The organism is Pseudomonas peradeniyensis, assembly GCF_014268935.2.
GTDB classification, from domain to species: Bacteria; Pseudomonadota; Gammaproteobacteria; order Pseudomonadales; family Pseudomonadaceae; genus Aquipseudomonas; species Aquipseudomonas peradeniyensis.
In genome coordinates this window covers 740,829-756,756 of the sequence record NZ_JABWRJ020000002.1, presented here as the reverse complement: position 1 = coordinate 756,756, position 15,928 = coordinate 740,829, and the positions used below count along the sequence as shown (strand labels likewise).

The following is a 15,928-nucleotide window of genomic DNA, read 5'->3' as shown; positions in this document are numbered from 1 at the left end:
CGAAACGCCTGATCTATGGCTACGAATTTCCTTTGAGGGAATGTGTAGCCGCTCAGGCGCGGGCGGTACGGCGCAGAGGACGGTCAAATGGTGTTAATACTTTGTCTAGGCGGCACGTGTTTCGCGGGTTTCAGCCGCTTGGCCATTGGATCCAACCGACGAACGGTCATGGCGAATGGCCAGAATGTGAACCGGTTTGTGGGAGCGTGCTTGCCCCGCGATGACGCCGGCACCGCAATCGCGGGGCAAGCCCGCTCCCACGCAGTCCACAGTCTGCAAGGCCGAGTAATCCCTTCAGGCGACCTCCGCCCCCTCATCCGGCCAATGCGGCTCGTTGGCGCCGGGTGGTGTCAGCGGTGGCAGGCCATAGGCCGCCCGGGCGTCGTCACAGCTGGGGTTGTGCACGCCGTTTTCCCACGAAGCATCGAACTCGCGGCAGGGGCTGGAGCGGTTCTCGTAGATGGAGCACGCCACTTGCGTGCCGATCTCGCCACCCAGGCTGACGCAGCGACAAGGCTTGGCGTCGGTGCCGATCATGGCGACCCGGGTCGGGTTGATCTGCACCACCAGATCGTCGGGCACCACGCCACCGGCGGACTGGCATTCACCCCAGAAGAAAGACACACGAAAGTAGCCGCAGCAGGCGCCGCAGGTCAGGCAAGGGTTCTGATCGGACATGATGGCCAGGGAAGGAGGTTGTTGTTATCGGGGCGAGCGCCCGCGGCGCTATTTGTAATCCAGGCGCGATCGGCTGAGAAGAGGGGGGAAGCAAAAAAAGATCGCCGCTGATCGGCGCAAACGCATCGCGGGGCCAGCCCGCTCCCACTGACTGGCGTGGGAGCGGGCTGGCCCCGCGATCAAGCCGGACCTGCTTACTTGCTGGTCAGCCCATCGGCCCGGAACATCTGGCGAATACCGCGAATGGCCTGGCGAATCCGGTCCTGGTTCTCGATCAGGGCAAAGCGCACATGATCGTCGCCGTAGTCACCGAAGCCGATCCCTGGCGACACACAGACCTTGGCCTCGGCCAGCAGCTTCTTGGCAAACTCCAGCGAGCCCAGATGCGCGTAGGCCTCGGGAATCTTGGCCCAGACATACATCGAAGCCTTGGGGTTCTCGACCATCCAGCCCAGCTCGTGCAGGCCCTTGACCAGCAGGTTGCGACGCTGGCGGTACTGCTCGGCGATGTCGCGCACGCACTGCTGGTCGCCTTCCAGGGCGGCGATGGCGGCCACCTGCAGCGGAGTGAAGGTGCCGTAGTCGTGGTAGCTCTTGATCCGCGCCAGGGCGCTGACCAGCTCGGGGTTGCCGACCATGAAGCCGATCCGCCAGCCCGCCATGTTGTAGCTCTTGGACAGGGTGAAGAACTCCACCGCGATGTCCTTGGCGCCCGGCACCTGCATGATCGACGGCGCCTTCCAGCCGTCGTAGACGATGTCGGCGTAGGCCAGGTCGTGCACAACCAGCACATCGTACTGCTTGGCCAGGGCCACCACGCGCTCGAAGAAGTCCAGTTCGACGCACTGGGCGGTGGGGTTGGACGGAAAGCCCAGGATCATCATCTTCGGCTTGGGGATCGACTCGCGGATCGCCCGCTCCAGCTCGTTGAAGAAGTCCACCCCCGGCACCAGCGGCACGGAGCGCACCTGGGCGCCGGCGATCACCGCGCCGTAGATGTGGATCGGGTAGCTGGGGTTAGGCACCAGAACCGTATCGCCATGGTCGAGGGTACCGAGCATCAGGTGCGCCAGGCCCTCTTTTGAGCCGATGGTGACGATGGCCTCGCTTTCCGGGTCGATGGCGACGTCGTAGCGTTCCTTGTACCAATTGGAGATGGCCCGGCGCAGGCGCGGGATACCACGGGAGGTGGAATAGCCGTGGGTGTCCTCGCGCTGGGCGACCTGCACCAGCTTCTCGACGATATGCGGCGGGGTGGCGCCATCGGGGTTGCCCATGCTCAGGTCGATGATGTCCTCGCCACGGCGGCGGGCGGCCATCTTGAGCTCGGCAGTGATGTTGAAGACGTACGGGGGGAGACGATCGATGCGCGCGAAGCGGCGCGGCGAACCTGGGTTGGCCATGTGTTCCTCGAGAGACGTAAGCGCCCGGAACCGTCCGAGCGACGCTGGCCGCTGCGGCGGCCTGATTCAGAAGATAATGCCGAAACAATAATTCTGTAAAGGATAATTTCCTGCTTTGCCTAAGATTTTCAGATGTATTTTTTGAAAATCAAAGATTTATGTTTTGATGGCTTGCCCGCGAAGAGGCCGGCACAGGAAAAACAGGCACAAAAAAACCCCGGCACATGGCCGGGGTTCTTGGTGTTACAGGCTGCTGTATCAGCGCGCGTAGGTCATCAGCACATCGGCCGCAGTCTGGCTGTCCACACCCATCATCACGCTCAGGGCGGTGACGGTGAGGATGGAGAAGCCGAACACCTTGCGGGCCCACTTGCTGTCGTCCTCGGCCTTGTAGCCGCCCCAGGCCATGTACAGCCAGTACAAGCCCATGGCGGCCGCCACGGCGAGATAACCCAGGCCGGCATAGCCGCCGAGGGTCAGCATCAGGGTGGCGAGCACGAAGGCCAGCACGTACAGCACGATCTGCTTCTTCGCCGCGAGAATACCGCGTGCCACCGGCAGGACCGGAATGTTGGCGGCGCTGTAGTCCTTGAAGCGGAAGATGGCGATGGCGAAGCTGTGCGGCATCTGCCACAGGCTGAACATCACCAGCAGGGTCACCGCGGCCAGGTCGAAGCTGTTGCTCACGGCGCAGTAGCCGATCACCGGAGGCATGGCACCGGACAGGCTGCCGACCAGGGTGCCGTGCACCGATTTGCGCTTCAGCCACAGGCTGTAGAAACCGACGTAGACAACGAAACCGACCAGGGCGCAGAACGCCGCCAGCGGGTTGGCTTGCACATACAGCAGGCTGAAACCCGCCACCCCGAGCAGGGTGGCGTAGATCAGCGCCAGGGGCAGCGACATGCCGCCCTGGACCATGACGCGGTTCTTGGTACGTTCCATCTTGTGGTCGATGTCACGGTCGATGCAGTTGTTGAACACGCATCCGGACGCGACCACCAGGGAAGTACCGATCACCACCGCCAGGAACAGGGCGAAATCCACATGCCCCTTAGCGGCAAGGAAGAAACCGCCTGCCACGGAAAGCACGTTACCGAAAATGATCCCCGGTTTGGTGATTTGGATAAAGTGCTTCACGGACATGCAGTCTTACCTCACTTGGCCAACATTTCGAAGTGGATGCTGAACATGATCCACAGCGACAGGCCGACCAGCAGTGCAATTACCAGGACGGTGAACAGGAACGTCGACACGTTGGAACGCTGCTCTTTCGAGCGGTCCATGTGCAGGAAGTACACAAGGTGCACAACCACCTGGATGACGGCCATGGCCACCACGATCAGGACGGTCAGGTTCTTCGGCAGGCTCGGGTACATCACCAGGCCGAACGGGATCGCGGTCAGGATGATCGACAGTACGAAACCGATCATGTACGACTTCACGCTGCCGTGATTACCTTCGTGGTGAGTGTCGTGTGCGTTAGCCATTACAGAACCCCCAGCAGGTAGACGACGGTGAATACGCAGATCCAGACCACGTCCAGGAAGTGCCAGAACAGGCTCAGGCAGCTCATGCGGGTCTTGGCGGTCGGCGTGATGCCGTGCTTGTTGATCTGGTACATCATGATTGCCATCCAGATCAGACCGGCAGTCACGTGCAGGCCGTGGGTACCGACCAGCGCGAAGAACGCCGACAGGAAGCCACTGCGCTGCGGGCCGTAGCCCTCGGCGATCAGGTGATGGAACTCATAGATTTCCATCGCGATGAAGCCGGCACCGAACAGGAAGGTCACGGCCAACCAGCCCAGCACGCCTGCCTTGTTGCCGGCGAACATCTTCAGCATGGCGAAGCCGAAGGTGATCGAGGACAGCAGCAGGAACGCGGTTTCGACCAGCACGAAGTCGAGCTGGAAGATGTCGTGACCCGACGGGCCGCCGGCGAAACCGCCGGACAGCACCGCGTAGGTGGCGAAGAGCGACGCAAACAGGATGCAGTCGGTCATCAGGTAGAGCCAGAAACCGAGTACGGTCATCTGGCCCGAGTCGTGGTGGTGGTCGTCGTGCGCATGGTCATGACCATGCGCGCCACCGTGGATTACTTGACTGGACATTGATTACACCCGTTCAAACGATTCGACACGTGCGCCGGCAGGCAGAGCACCTGCTTTGGCCAGCGCTTTCATGCGCTCGCCTTCGATGCGCGCCACTTCTTCGGCCGGAACCATGTAGCCCTGGTCGTCACGCGCGGCGTGGCGAACGAAGACAGCGATGGTTGCAACCAGGCTCGCGCCCACCAGCCACCAGATGTGCCAGATGAAGGCGAAGCCGAACACGGTCAGCAGCAGACCCATGAACAGACCGGTGGAGGTGTTGCTCGGCATGTGGATCGCTTCGTACTTGGCAGGGGCCTTGTACGCAGCGCCGGCTTGCTTGGCTTCGTGCCAGGCGTCCAGGCCAACATGCTCAGGCATGTGCGCGAAGTTGTAGAACGGAGGTGGCGACGAAGTCGACCATTCCAGGGTACGGCCGCCCCATGGGTCGCCGGTGACGTCCATGTTGTCCTTGCGGTCGCGAACCGAGACGTAGATCTGGATCAGCTGGCAAGCGATACCGAACAGGATCAGCACGGCGCCGACCACGGCTACGTACAGGTAGGGTTCCCACAGCGGGTTGTCGGAGTGGTTCAGACGACGGGTCATGCCCATGAAGCCCAGGGCGTACAGCGGCATGAACGCTACGTAGAAGCCGGAGATCCAGAACCAGAAGGCAGCCTTGCCCCACTTCTCGTTGAGGGTGAAACCGAAGGCTTTCGGGAACCAGAAGGCGAAGCCGGCGATGTAGCCGAATACCGCGCCACCGATGATCACGTTGTGGAAGTGGGCGATCACGAACAGGCTGTTGTGCAGAACGAAGTCGGCACCTGGAACAGCCAGCAGAACGCCGGTCATGCCACCGATGGAGAAGGTGACCATGAAGCCCAGGGTCCACATGATCGGCGCGGTGAAGCGCAGACGGCCCTGGTAGATGGTGAACAGCCAGTTGAACAGCTTCACACCGGTCGGAATGGAGATCAGCATCGTCGCCAGGCCGAAGAAGGTGTTGACGCTGGCGCCGGCACCCATGGTGAAGAAGTGGTGCAGCCAGACCGCGAAGCCGAGGATGGCGATCGCGCCCGAGGCGTAGATCATCGAGTGGTGACCGAACAGGCGCTTGCCTGCGAAGGTCGAGGTGACTTCCGAGAACACGCCGAAGGCCGGCAGGATCAGGATGTAGACCTCAGGGTGACCCCATGCCCAGAACAGGTTGACGTACATCATCGGGTTCCCACCAAGCTCGTTGGTGAAGATGTGGAAGTCCAGATAACGGTCAACGGTCAGCAGGGCGAGTGCGGCGGTCAGGATCGGGAACGAAGCGACGATCAGCACGTTGGCCCAGGTGCAGGTCCAGGTGAAGATCGGCATGTCCATCAGCTTCATGCCAGGGGCGCGCATCTTCATCACGGTGACGAGGAAGTTCACGCCTGTCAGTGTCGTACCCAAGCCTGAGAGCTGTAGCGCCCAGATGTAGTAGTCGACACCCACCCCAGGGCTGTACTGGATCCCCGCGAGCGGCGGATAGGCAACCCAGCCGGTCTTGGCGAATTCACCAACGCCCAGCGAGATGTTGACCAGCAGCACGCCTGCCAGCAGCAGGTAGAAGCTCAGGGAGTTCAGGAACGGGAAGGCAACGTCACGTGCACCGATCTGCAGAGGAACCGCGAGGTTCATCAGGCCGGTGAAGAACGGCATCGCCATGAAGATGATCATGATCACACCGTGGGCGGTGAAGATCTGGTCATAGTGTTCAGGCGGCAGGTAGCCTTCGGAGCCACCGGTGGCGGCAGCCAGCTGGGTACGCATCATGATGGCGTCGGCGAAGCCGCGCAGCAGCATGACCATAGCGACGATGATGTACATCACGCCGATTTTCTTGTGGTCGACCGTGGTCAGCCACTCGGTCCACAAGTAGGTCCACTTGCGGAAATAGGTGATGGCACCAACGACGGCGATACCACCGAGCGCGATCATGGCAAGCGTCACCATGACTATCGGCTCGTGATAGGGTATCGCCTCCAGGGTTAATTTACCGAACATCTCTTACTCCTCTGCACCGGCAGCTGGTTGCATACTCGATTCCACACCCTTGGTAGTGGCCAGATCTTTGCTGCCTGCTTCTTCGTGGTTCGGACGACCGCGGTTCATGCCTTCGTACTTGTCGACGATGCGCTGGAACTGGTCAGCCGGAGCCTCGCTGTACAGCGCGACTGGGTTGTTTTCGCTAGCTTTGGCCAAGGCGTCATATTCGGCCTGGTCCAGTTTCTTCGGCGATGCCTTCACTTCAGCGACCCATGCATCGAAGTCAGCTTGCGAAGTGGCGACAGCCTTGAATTTCATACCGGTGAAGCCGGCGCCGCTGTAGTTGGCGGAGATACCGTCAAACACACCGTTCTCGTTGGCGATCAGGTGCAGTTTGGTGGTCATGCCGGCCATGGCGTAGATCTGGCCGCCCAGACCCGGGATGAAGAAGGAGTTCATCACGGCGTCGGAGGTGACACGGAAGTTGACCGGGGTGTTAGCCGGGAAGACGATCTTGTTGACCGTGGCGATGCCCTGCTCCGGGTAGATGAACAGCCACTTCCAGTCCAGCGCGACCACGTCGATCTGCACCGGCTTCACATCGGAATCCAGTGGACGGTACGGGTCCAGCTTGTGGGTGGAGTGGTAGGTGAAGTAACCCAGGGCGATGATGATCAGGATCGGGATGATCCACACCGCGGCCTCTATCTTGGTCGAGTGCGACCAGTCGGGGGTGTAGGTGGCGGCCTTGTTGGAAGCACGGTACTTCCAGGCGAACGCCAGGGTCATGATGATCACGGGCACGACCACCAGCAGCATCAGGCCGGTGGCGATCAGGATCAGGTTCTTCTGCTCAATGCCGACCTGGCCCTTCGGGTCGAGCAGGGTCCAGTTGCACCCACTGAGTAAAAGCATGCCTAAAAAGGGCAATATGCCAAACAGTCTGGGGTAACGCTTTTTACTCATCTCACGACCTCTAGATCAGCTTGCTTCAATGCAATTTGTGTTTTGGTAGCCAACACTTCGTCCTGCCAAGTGCGGCAATTGGCGCCCGTACTCGCCCCTGCCAGGGATCCGACTGCAGGATCTAGGCGTCAAGCGGGTGTGCGGTGCTTATGGTTTCGTAGGCAACAGGCCTGTACTTCAGACCAAGTCCATTTGGTGCGGAAAACGCGGAGGGGGGTCCGCCCGGTATCGCCGTTGGGCGAAACTTGACGAAGTCAGCAAATGGAAAGCGCTGCGGCTTCCATCAATCCTGCGACTTGCAAGCAGTGCCGAACGGAAATTGGGGGCGATTGTAGATAGGTCGTTCAACGATGACTATGACTTATTGAGCAACAGTCTTTTACAGAATGCGTAACAATGCTGGTCAAAAAATCAACTTCGCGACAGTTTGTCGCACCCCTTCCAGTAGCCCTGAAACCCTTGCCACGCAAGGGCTGGTGGCTGACCTGGATCAATCGTGCGGTGCGCACTGCGGCTTATCTCGCCGCGCAATAGACCCAGGTCAATTCGGGACTTTGGTCTAACCGCGACGACGGTTTCGGTAGATCCCCAGGGGTACCAGCACCGCCGTCAGGACGAAGGCCACCAGCGCCCATTGCGCCAGCGACAGGCCGAGGATCGGCGGGTACGGGGTGGAGCAGAAACCGTCGACCTGGAAGGCCAGCGGCCAGAGCTTGGCCAGCGGCAGGTCGTCGACGATGGGCTGCAGGGTGTCGATGCCACAGCTGACCATCGGGTTGGCGAGTATATACACATGGTTACCCGCCGCAACGATCCCGCCGATGGCGCTGAGCACCACCAGCGCCTCGAAGAAGGTCAGGCTGCGCCGCCCGGGCATGGCCGCGGCGATGAAGGCGAAGAGCGCGATGAACAGCAAGGCATAGCGCTGCAGGATGCACAGCGGGCACGGCGCCTCGCCCAGCACCACCTGCATGTACAGGGCGCCGCCGATCAGCGCCAGGCAGATCACGCCGAGGAGCACCAGAAAGCGCCGTTCCCGATTCAGGCGCGATGAGAGTTCGTTCATTGCCGATTCCTTCGATGGAGAGTGGCAGCGCGGGCTGCCCGAGGGGCGCCCAGTCTACACGCTGGAGATGACCTTTGAATGCATCGAGGAGGGGCGTGCGCGGCTATCCATTGATGACCTAGGACCGAGCGGGTCGGTTTCGGTTCACTGGCCGACATGAAAAATGCGCCAGTCCGAGCGCCAGACAGGGGCAGGCCCCTCGACACCCGGGAGTGAAGGATACAGTGATTAAAGGAGGATTAAAGATGAACGCGGGTGTAGAGGCGTTCATCTCTTTCTATATAGAGAAGGGATAGGCCCAATCGCTGCGGTTCGGCGCTCGGCCACGCCGATAGCCCCGAATGTCATCGTCCGTTTCGTTCTCGATTACCCACGGCCGGGAGCATCCGGGTGCTGTCGGCCCGACAGAACGCCGAACCGCAGCGATTGGGATGAGTCGCGGGGCAAGCCCGCTCCCACGCTGAACCAGGTGGTGCTGGCGTGGGAGCGGGCTTGCCCCGCGATGGGCTCAGCGTTTCACTCCAAAGCCGCCGCCGGCCCGAAGAACTCGTAACGGCTCTGCCCTTCCGGCACGCCCAACCCCTTGAGCTGGCGCTTGATCGCGGCCATGAAGCCCTTCGGCCCGAGGAAGTAGGCATCGATGTCACGCTCACGCGGCAGCCACTCGCCCAGCAGCGCCTGGTCCAGCAGGCCCACGGCGTCGGCGACCTGGCTGCCATCCTCCTCGGCGTAGCAATAGAAGCGCTTGAGCTGCGGATGACGCGCCGCCATACCGTCGATCCAGTCGCGGAACGCATGCACCGCGCCATTGCGTGCGCAGTGGATGAAGTGCACCGGACGCTTGGTCTTGAGCGCCGCCTCGAGCATCGCCAGGGTCGGGGTGATGCCCACACCGCCACTGATCAGCACCAGCGGCTTTTCGCTGGCGGCCAGGGTGAAGTCACCGGACGGCGGGAACAGTTGCAGGGTGTCTCCGACCATCAACCCGTCATGCAGGTAGTTCGAGACCTTGCCGCCCGCTTCGCGCTTGACGCTGATGCGGTACTGCTCGCCGTCGCACAGGGCCGACAGCGAGTAGTTGCGGCGCTGCTCCTGGCCATCAATGAACAGTTGCAGGCCGATGTACTGGCCCGGCTCGGCCTTGAGCACCGGCTGGCCATCGACCGGGGCGAAGTAGAACGAGACGATCTCGCGGCTTTCCTGCTCGCGGCGCACCAGGCGGAATTCACGGGTACCGCGCCAGCCGCCGGCAGCCTGCTCCTTCTCTTTATAGAGGTTTTCTTCCGCGCCAATCAGGATGTCGGCCAGTTGGCCATAGGCGGCGGCCCAGGCGGCGATCACTTCAGGAGTGGCGATGTCCTTGCCCAGCACTTCCTCGATGGCGCGCAGCAGGCAGCTGCCGACGATCGGATAGTGCTCAGGGAGAATCTGCAGGGCCACATGCTTGTTGATGACCTGCCCGACCAGGCCGCCCAACTGCTCGAGCCGGTCGATGTGGCGAGCGTACATCAGCACACCGTTGGCCAGGGCGCGCGGCTGGTCGCCGCTGGCCTGGTGGGCCTGGTTGAACAGCGGGCGCACCTCGGGGTACTCGCTGAGCATCAGTTTGTAGAAGTGGGTGGTCAGGGCCTCGCCACCGCTTTCCAGCAGGGGGACAGTGGCCTTGATGATTGCACGTTGTTCGGCATTGAGCATTGCGACAACTCCTGAGCCTTTGGCTTCGAATGGTTGCGTAAGGCTTTTCAGCAATCGTGCCAACTTTAAACACCAATAAAATCAGGGCCTTGAGCACATCAGTGTCATAAAGACACACTCAGGCGTATAGTCATTACGACCAACAGGAGTCCATATGACTGCAAAGCCCCTGCTCACCGCCCTCCTCCCCCTGGTCAGCGACCTCTCCTGCAACCTGCCCGACCAGGAACGCTACCGCCGCCTGCTCGACGCCATGCGCGGCCTGCTGCCCTGCGATGCCGCGGCGCTGCTGCGCCTGGACGGTGAGTGGCTGGTGCCGCTGGCGGTGGACGGGCTGTCGCCGGACACCCTGGGACGGCGGTTCAAGGTCAGCGAGCATCCGCGCTTCAAGATTCTCCTCAGTCGCCCGGAGCCGACCCGCTTCGCCAGCGACAGCCAGTTGCCCGACCCTTATGACGGCCTGGTCAATGCCGAGCATGTCGACCTCGAAGTCCACGACTGCATGGGCTGCCCGTTGATGGTCGACGAGCGCCCCTGGGGCCTGCTGACCCTCGACGCCCTCACCCCCGGCCAGTTCCAGAGCCTGGAGCTCGACGCCCTGCAGGCCTTCGCCAGCCTGGCCGCCGCCACGGTGACCGTGGCCGAGCGCATCGAGCACCTGGCCCTGCGCGCCGAGGACGAACACCAACGCGCCGAGGTGTACCGCCAGGCCAGCGGCCAGGACCGCGAACTGATTGGCCAGAGCAAGGCGCACAAGCGCCTGGTCGAGGAGATTCGGCTGGTTGGCGGCAGCGACCTGACCGTGCTGATCACCGGCGAGACCGGCGTCGGCAAGGAACTGGTGGCCCAGGCCCTGCACCGCGCCAGCCAGCGCGCCGACAAACCGCTGGTCAGCCTCAACTGCGCCGCCCTGCCCGACACCCTGGTGGAAAGCGAATTGTTCGGCCATGTGCGCGGCGCCTTCACCGGCGCCCACGGCGAACGCCGGGGCAAGTTCGAGCTGGCCAACGGCGGCACGCTGTTCCTCGACGAGGTCGGCGAGCTGCCCCTGGCAGTGCAGGCCAAATTGCTGCGGGTGCTGCAGAGCGGGCAGTTGCAGCGACTGGGTTCGGATCGCGAGCACCGGGTGGATGTGCGCCTGATCGCCGCGACCAACCGCGACCTGGCCGAGGAAGTGCGCAGCGGCCACTTCCGCGCCGACTTCTACCACCGCCTGAGCGTGTATCCACTGCAAGTCCCGCCGCTGCGCGAGCGGGGTCGCGACGTGCTGCTGCTGGCCGGCTACTTCCTCGAGCAGAACCGCTCGCGCCTGGGGCTGGGCAGCCTGCGTTTGTCCACCGACGCCCAGGCCGCGCTGCTGGCCTATGGCTGGCCGGGCAATGTGCGCGAACTGGAGCACCTGATTGGCCGCTCGGCGCTCAAGGCGCTGGGGCAACACGGGCAGCGGCCGAAGATCCTCACCCTGGAGGCGGCCGACCTCGACCTGCGCAACGTGGCGCCGACCCCGCAGGTGGAAACCGAGGTGCCGTCGGTCGACGTGCCGTTGCCCGAGGGCGGGTTGCGCGAGGCGGTGGATGATTATCAGCGGCAGATTGTCGAAGCCTGCCTGAATCGTCACGGGGACAACTGGGCCGCCGCAGCGCGGGAGCTGGGGCTGGACCGGGCCAACCTGAGCCGGTTGGCCAAGCGACTGGGACTGCGCTGAAAACGCCATCGCGGGGCTAGCCCGCTCCCACGCAGACAGCGCATACCTTGTGGGAGCGGGCTAGCCCCGCGATGGATTGCAAATAGCAAACTAAGCTAAAGCCTGACGCCAAAAAGCCGATAACCCGGCATCCTCCCCCATTTCGAACCGAAGGTTGCCCATGGCCACGCAAAAAGCCCGCGCGGACTCGTTGTCCCTGCTGCTGTTCACCCTGCGCAGCGGCAAGCTGATGGCAATCAACCTGCTCAAGGTCAGCGAGATCATCCCCTGCCCGCCGCTGACCAAGCTGCCGGAGGCGCACCCGCACGTCAAAGGCGTCGCCACCCTGCGCGGCAACTCGCTGTCGGTGATCGACCTGTCCCGCGCCATCGGCGAAATGCCCCTGGCCGACCCCGACGGCGGCTGCCTGATCGTCACCGAGATCAGCCGTTCGCGCCAAGGCCTGCACGTGCAGGCGGTGAGTCGCATCGTCCATTGCCTGAGCACCGACATCAAGCCGCCGCCCTACGGCTCGGGCAACCGCTCGTTCATCACCGGCGTGACCCGGGTCGACAACACCCTGGTGCAGGTGCTGGACATCGAAAAGGTCATCCACGGCATCGCCCCGCCGCAGCACGAGCCGCACCCGGGCGAAGTCAGCGAAGAGGACGCCAGCCTGCTGGCCGCCGCCAACATCCTGGTGGTGGACGACAGCCAGGTCGCGCTGCAGCAGTCGGTGCACACCCTGCGCAACCTCGGCATCGAGTGCCATACCGCGCGCAGTGCCAAGGATGCGATCAACGTGTTGCTGGAGCTGCAAGGCACCGACAGGGAGATCAACATCATTGTCTCCGACATCGAGATGTCCGAGATGGACGGCTTCGCCTTCACCCGTACTCTGCGCGAAACCCCGGATTTCCAGCACCTGTACATCCTGCTGCACACCTCGCTGGACAGTGCGATGAGCGGCGACAAGGCCAAGCTGGCGGGGGCCAATGCGATCCTGACCAAGTTCTCCTCGCCGGAGCTGACCAACTGCCTGGTGACGGCGGCGCGGGCGGTGGTGTTCGAGGAGCGCTGAAAGCCAGAGCGTGAAGAGCCATGCGAGTGCATGGCTCTGAGGTTTCAGCGGCTATTCGTCGACTGAGGGCGGGTCTGCGAAGCCTCCCTGAAAACAACTGGCTCTCGGTTCGGAGCCTTCACAGCCTCTCGCTTCCAGACTGGCCATTGCTGTACCTTTTCGCGGCACTCATCGAGATAACGAAGAAATTCCTCTTTACTTCCGCTCATCGGAATCACCCTACAAGTACGTTGACAAAGTATACCCGGCCATATATTCGCGATCGATATATGAGCAAGGCTGCATCTGGGTTCGCAATTTAGCATTTGCTGCAGTCCAGTCAACCGCTTGCCCATCCTCGGTCTTACGTATGACAGCGTAGCCACTACCCAGATTCATGGAAAACAGATCAAAGAAGCTCCTTGGCCCGACGCCGATGAAGGCGTCAAAAAATACCCCTTTACGCGAACGCTCCAGGGAAATCGAGTCCGAATGAAACTTCTGCGCTTTACTCTTTGGGTAGGGCTCGACATACACCACACGATCAACACCCGCGGCGATGATGTGCTTCGCGCAATTATGGCAAGGGTAGGTAGTGCAATACAACGTACTATCGACCGCACTTACCCCCACCCGTGAAGATGACAACAGCGCTTCCATTTCCGCATGGACAACCCGGCCATACTCGGTGATATCTTTTATTCCACTGTCTTTTATCAAGGGCGCGACTTCATCCCGACAATGCTCGGGCAGTGAGCGAATAATATTTTCTATTATTTCCTTTTTTTGTATGGCATTGGAATCCTCGCCTCGCTTGTAGTCCCTTCCATCCTCCTCATCCACAATTTCATGAGCATCATTCTTGCTAGGCCAGTACAGACCGCCTCCTGCCTTGGGTACATCGTTAGCCCCTGTTGCGATGATGCAATCGTGCTTGGTCAGTACAGCACCAACCTGACGCGACAGATCAGCGGACCTCAGTGAGGCAGAAAAAGCCATGAACATCGCATACTCATCGAAGGTGGGGGTAACGTAGGGTTTTCCGAACAACAGATCCAGAATCCGCCAGACCTGATTCTTGAGGGCATCAAGATTCCCGTCATAGCTGACAAAGAAGTCAGACAAATGATAGGTGTCACGGGTGTGCTGCCCGTAGGCCTCCTTTTCGTTTTCATCTCGTGAAATCAGATCCGCCGCCTGCTCCTCGGTCAATCGTAAGTCATCGAGAAGATAGCGACTTCTACGTTCATGGTCTGCATGCACCCCGATCAGGAAGAAGCCCCCGGCATAGATCTTACGTAATCGCTGCACCTCAAACGGTGTTTTCAAAGAGTTGATCAGATAGGCATTTCGACCAGGCTCCGCCTGACTTTCCTGAGCTCTCAATTGGCTGATGGCGACAGCAGCACCCAACGCCAGTATCGAATTATCTCCAGATGCCTCCCTTAACCGATTACCTTCACACATGTACCTGTCGATACGCTCAGCGCGATCCTGGGTATCCGGAACGTTCCCGATCTTTGCAATAACATCAGTGGATATACGAATGACGTGTGAGGTATAGCGAAACGCCTTGAGCCGTTCCTCGACTATTTGGCACACCACTTTCAGGTCAGTTCCCAGTGCCCCGACAAATCCAAGAACCAGCTCGGAATCCGCATAGGAATCATCCAGGAAGGACATATTCATAACTTCAGGAGCGTGCGCAAGGTTCTCCATGAGCGGCCTGGCATCAGACAGAGCCACACCCGCCTGTGACAGTACCCCTCTTACCAATTGCTCCAGTTCCCGGGACGACTCAGGCTTCCCCTGAAAACTCAGTTCACCCGTGCCCGGATACCAAGACATCACACCACCGCTACGGGCGCGAAATTCATACTGGTTCGGGTTAAGTTCTTTCCATGTTCCAACCTGCGCCAATACTTCCAGGCGCTCCTTCAACTGCGCGAATGATCCCTCGAAACGCATTCCATGACCTCACAGTTACCCATTGGCTTTCGAATCCCTACAGGTATAGCCACGAATCATCCTCTTTCCAGCGCGAGCAATGGTTGCTAATAAAGTTTCAGATTTCCGCTAAAAACGTAGGAAAATTCGCAATTTGCGTTGTGCCAATGGGAAGGCATAATTCCCTCTCTTGTTGAGGTCATGCCCCATGCTACGTTCGATACTGCTTAGCCTTTCGTTACTAACCGTTTCCGCCCAAGCTTCGACGCCACAAGCCTGGAGCGACCAGCGCCAGCACATGCTCAAGGCCTGCCTGGCCGCCAGCCAGTTCAAGGATGCCCACGCCCTGGGCAAACCCGCCGAGTTCGACGACCAGGTCGGTTACAGCGCGCTGCTGATCGAGGGCACCTACCCCCAGAAGCACATGCAGAACCGCACCGGTACCGAGCTGTGCCTCTACGACCGCCAACGCCAGCAAGCCTTCACCAGCGAATGGGAAGCCGGCAAGCGATGAGCGACAGTATTCGCTTCGCCTGCACCGGCTGCGGCAAATGCTGCACGGGCCATCATGTGCCGCTGACACTTGCCGAGGCCCGCCAGTGGGCGGCTTCCGGCGGCCAGGTGGTGGTACTGATCGAAGGGTTCATTGCCGATGGCCCTGGCATGCCGGCAGAGCAGCGCGAGCATGTGCTGCGCCGCTCGTTCCCGGTGTCCTGTGGCGCTGGGCAGTTACACGTATCGGTCACCTTCGCCGCCTTCAACCCGGGGCGCTGCCGCAACCTTGACGACAACGACCTGTGCGGCATCTATGAAAGCCGACCACTGGTCTGCCGCATCTACCCGGCGGAGATCAACCCGCACCTGCCGCTGCGGCCGGAAAACAAGGACTGCCCGCCCGAGGCTTGGGAACAAGGGCCTGAGCTGATTCATGGCAGCCTGCCGGTGGATGAGGCGCTGCGCGCCTTGATCGAGGCCTCGCGCCAGGCGGACCGCGACGATATCGCCGCCAAGGTTGCGATCTGCCAGGCGCTGGGGATGACCACCAGCGCGCTGAAGGGCAACGGGTTTACCGCGTGGTTGCCGGACATGGCAGCGTTCGCTGCGGTGCTGGAACAGTCGCCAACAGCGGTCGATGGGCCGTGGGTGGTGCATGTGCAGGACGAGGCGCTTGCGACCGAGCTGCAGGATCACCGCCTGCGGGTGACGGGCGAAGCGCCGGTCTACTACGCGTTCATCGGTTTCTAGAGAGATCCAATCGCGGGGCAAGCCCGCTCCCACGCCCTACCCCTTTGAAGCATCGATGCCAATTTTT

At 61.2% G+C, this 15,928-nt stretch carries 14 protein-coding genes; 4 read left to right on the top strand and 10 right to left on the bottom strand.

The window, feature by feature from the left end:
* Window positions 1-294: 294 nt before the first annotated feature.
* The 9 genes from HU751_RS12945 to hmpA all read right to left on the bottom strand — a co-directional run bounded on the left by HU751_RS12945 (window position 295) and on the right by hmpA (window position 9,925).
* Window positions 295-678, bottom strand: a complete 384-nt coding sequence (locus HU751_RS12945) for a YkgJ family cysteine cluster protein (protein WP_050703800.1) — start codon at window positions 676-678, stop codon at window positions 295-297.
* Window positions 679-872: 194 nt separating this feature from the next.
* A complete protein-coding gene (gene alaC / locus HU751_RS12940) occupies window positions 873-2,081 on the bottom strand; it encodes an alanine transaminase (protein ID WP_050703799.1) in 1,209 nt (402 codons plus the stop codon).
* A 258-nt stretch (window positions 2,082-2,339) separates the two neighbouring features.
* The gene (gene cyoE / locus HU751_RS12935; RefSeq protein ID WP_028689798.1) at window positions 2,340-3,227 is read right to left on the bottom strand and encodes a heme o synthase; all 888 of its coding nucleotides are present in this window, start codon (window positions 3,225-3,227) and stop codon (window positions 2,340-2,342) included.
* An 11-nt stretch (window positions 3,228-3,238) separates the two neighbouring features.
* On the bottom strand, window positions 3,239-3,571 hold the full coding sequence (gene cyoD, locus HU751_RS12930; RefSeq protein WP_186713218.1) for a cytochrome o ubiquinol oxidase subunit IV: 333 nt from the start codon (window positions 3,569-3,571) through the stop codon (window positions 3,239-3,241).
* Window positions 3,571-4,194, bottom strand: a complete 624-nt coding sequence (locus HU751_RS12925) for a cytochrome o ubiquinol oxidase subunit III (RefSeq protein ID WP_023629875.1) — start codon at window positions 4,192-4,194, stop codon at window positions 3,571-3,573. Before HU751_RS12925 ends, cyoD begins: the two co-directional genes overlap by 1 nt.
* A 3-nt stretch (window positions 4,195-4,197) precedes the next feature.
* Window positions 4,198-6,216 (bottom strand): cytochrome o ubiquinol oxidase subunit I, encoded by a 2,019-nt coding sequence (gene cyoB, locus HU751_RS12920; protein ID WP_050703798.1) that lies wholly within the window; start codon window positions 6,214-6,216, stop codon window positions 4,198-4,200.
* A 3-nt stretch (window positions 6,217-6,219) separates the two neighbouring features.
* The gene (gene cyoA, locus HU751_RS12915) at window positions 6,220-7,164 is read right to left on the bottom strand and encodes a ubiquinol oxidase subunit II (RefSeq protein WP_028689802.1); all 945 of its coding nucleotides are present in this window, start codon (window positions 7,162-7,164) and stop codon (window positions 6,220-6,222) included.
* Between the two features lie 559 nt (window positions 7,165-7,723).
* Window positions 7,724-8,230, bottom strand: coding sequence for a disulfide bond formation protein B (locus tag HU751_RS12910; RefSeq protein ID WP_186733840.1), 507 nt, complete (start codon window positions 8,228-8,230; stop codon window positions 7,724-7,726).
* Window positions 8,231-8,746: 516 nt separating this feature from the next.
* A complete protein-coding gene (gene hmpA / locus HU751_RS12905; RefSeq protein ID WP_186733841.1) occupies window positions 8,747-9,925 on the bottom strand; it encodes an NO-inducible flavohemoprotein in 1,179 nt (392 codons plus the stop codon).
* 154 nt (window positions 9,926-10,079) lie between these two features.
* On the opposite strand from hmpA, the gene norR reads away from it, so the two are divergent.
* Both norR and HU751_RS12895 read left to right on the top strand, forming a co-directional pair.
* On the top strand, window positions 10,080-11,630 hold the full coding sequence (gene norR / locus HU751_RS12900) for a nitric oxide reductase transcriptional regulator NorR (protein ID WP_186733842.1): 1,551 nt from the start codon (window positions 10,080-10,082) through the stop codon (window positions 11,628-11,630).
* Window positions 11,631-11,790: 160 nt separating this feature from the next.
* On the top strand, window positions 11,791-12,690 hold the full coding sequence (locus HU751_RS12895; RefSeq protein ID WP_050703794.1) for a chemotaxis protein: 900 nt from the start codon (window positions 11,791-11,793) through the stop codon (window positions 12,688-12,690).
* A 219-nt stretch (window positions 12,691-12,909) separates the two neighbouring features.
* On the opposite strand, the gene HU751_RS12890 is transcribed toward HU751_RS12895, so the two are convergent.
* Complete coding sequence (locus HU751_RS12890) at window positions 12,910-14,637, bottom strand: anti-phage dCTP deaminase (protein WP_186733843.1); 1,728 nt, start codon at window positions 14,635-14,637, stop codon at window positions 12,910-12,912.
* A gap of 187 nt (window positions 14,638-14,824) precedes the next feature.
* Here HU751_RS12890 and HU751_RS12885 point away from each other — a divergent pair, with 187 nt between their 5' ends.
* Window positions 14,825-15,130 (top strand): hypothetical protein, encoded by a 306-nt coding sequence (locus HU751_RS12885; RefSeq protein ID WP_050703793.1) that lies wholly within the window; start codon window positions 14,825-14,827, stop codon window positions 15,128-15,130.
* Entirely contained in the window at window positions 15,127-15,861 is a 735-nt protein-coding gene (locus HU751_RS12880) for a YkgJ family cysteine cluster protein (RefSeq protein ID WP_186733844.1), read from the top strand. The genes HU751_RS12885 and HU751_RS12880 overlap by 4 nt, the downstream gene beginning before the upstream one ends.
* The last annotated feature ends 67 nt before the right edge of the window (window positions 15,862-15,928 follow it).

Bases quoted from the DNA above. Each gene is read 5' to 3' on its own strand.
- HU751_RS12945 (WP_050703800.1), bottom strand. From the start codon at position 678: ATGTCCGATCAGAACCCTTGCCTGACCTGCGGCGCCTGCTGCGGCTAC.
- alaC (WP_050703799.1), bottom strand. From the start codon at position 2,081: ATGGCCAACCCAGGTTCGCCGCGCCGCTTCGCGCGCATCGATCGTCTC.
- cyoE (WP_028689798.1), bottom strand. From the start codon at position 3,227: ATGTCCGTGAAGCACTTTATCCAAATCACCAAACCGGGGATCATTTTC.
- cyoD (WP_186713218.1), bottom strand. From the start codon at position 3,571: ATGGCTAACGCACACGACACTCACCACGAAGGTAATCACGGCAGCGTG.
- HU751_RS12925 (WP_023629875.1), bottom strand. From the start codon at position 4,194: ATGTCCAGTCAAGTAATCCACGGTGGCGCGCATGGTCATGACCATGCG.
- cyoB (WP_050703798.1), bottom strand. From the start codon at position 6,216: ATGTTCGGTAAATTAACCCTGGAGGCGATACCCTATCACGAGCCGATA.
- cyoA (WP_028689802.1), bottom strand. From the start codon at position 7,164: ATGAGTAAAAAGCGTTACCCCAGACTGTTTGGCATATTGCCCTTTTTA.
- HU751_RS12910 (WP_186733840.1), bottom strand. From the start codon at position 8,230: ATGAACGAACTCTCATCGCGCCTGAATCGGGAACGGCGCTTTCTGGTG.
- hmpA (WP_186733841.1), bottom strand. From the start codon at position 9,925: ATGCTCAATGCCGAACAACGTGCAATCATCAAGGCCACTGTCCCCCTG.
- norR (WP_186733842.1), top strand. From the start codon at position 10,080: ATGACTGCAAAGCCCCTGCTCACCGCCCTCCTCCCCCTGGTCAGCGAC.
- HU751_RS12895 (WP_050703794.1), top strand. From the start codon at position 11,791: ATGGCCACGCAAAAAGCCCGCGCGGACTCGTTGTCCCTGCTGCTGTTC.
- HU751_RS12890 (WP_186733843.1), bottom strand. From the start codon at position 14,637: ATGCGTTTCGAGGGATCATTCGCGCAGTTGAAGGAGCGCCTGGAAGTA.
- HU751_RS12885 (WP_050703793.1), top strand. From the start codon at position 14,825: ATGCTACGTTCGATACTGCTTAGCCTTTCGTTACTAACCGTTTCCGCC.
- HU751_RS12880 (WP_186733844.1), top strand. From the start codon at position 15,127: ATGAGCGACAGTATTCGCTTCGCCTGCACCGGCTGCGGCAAATGCTGC.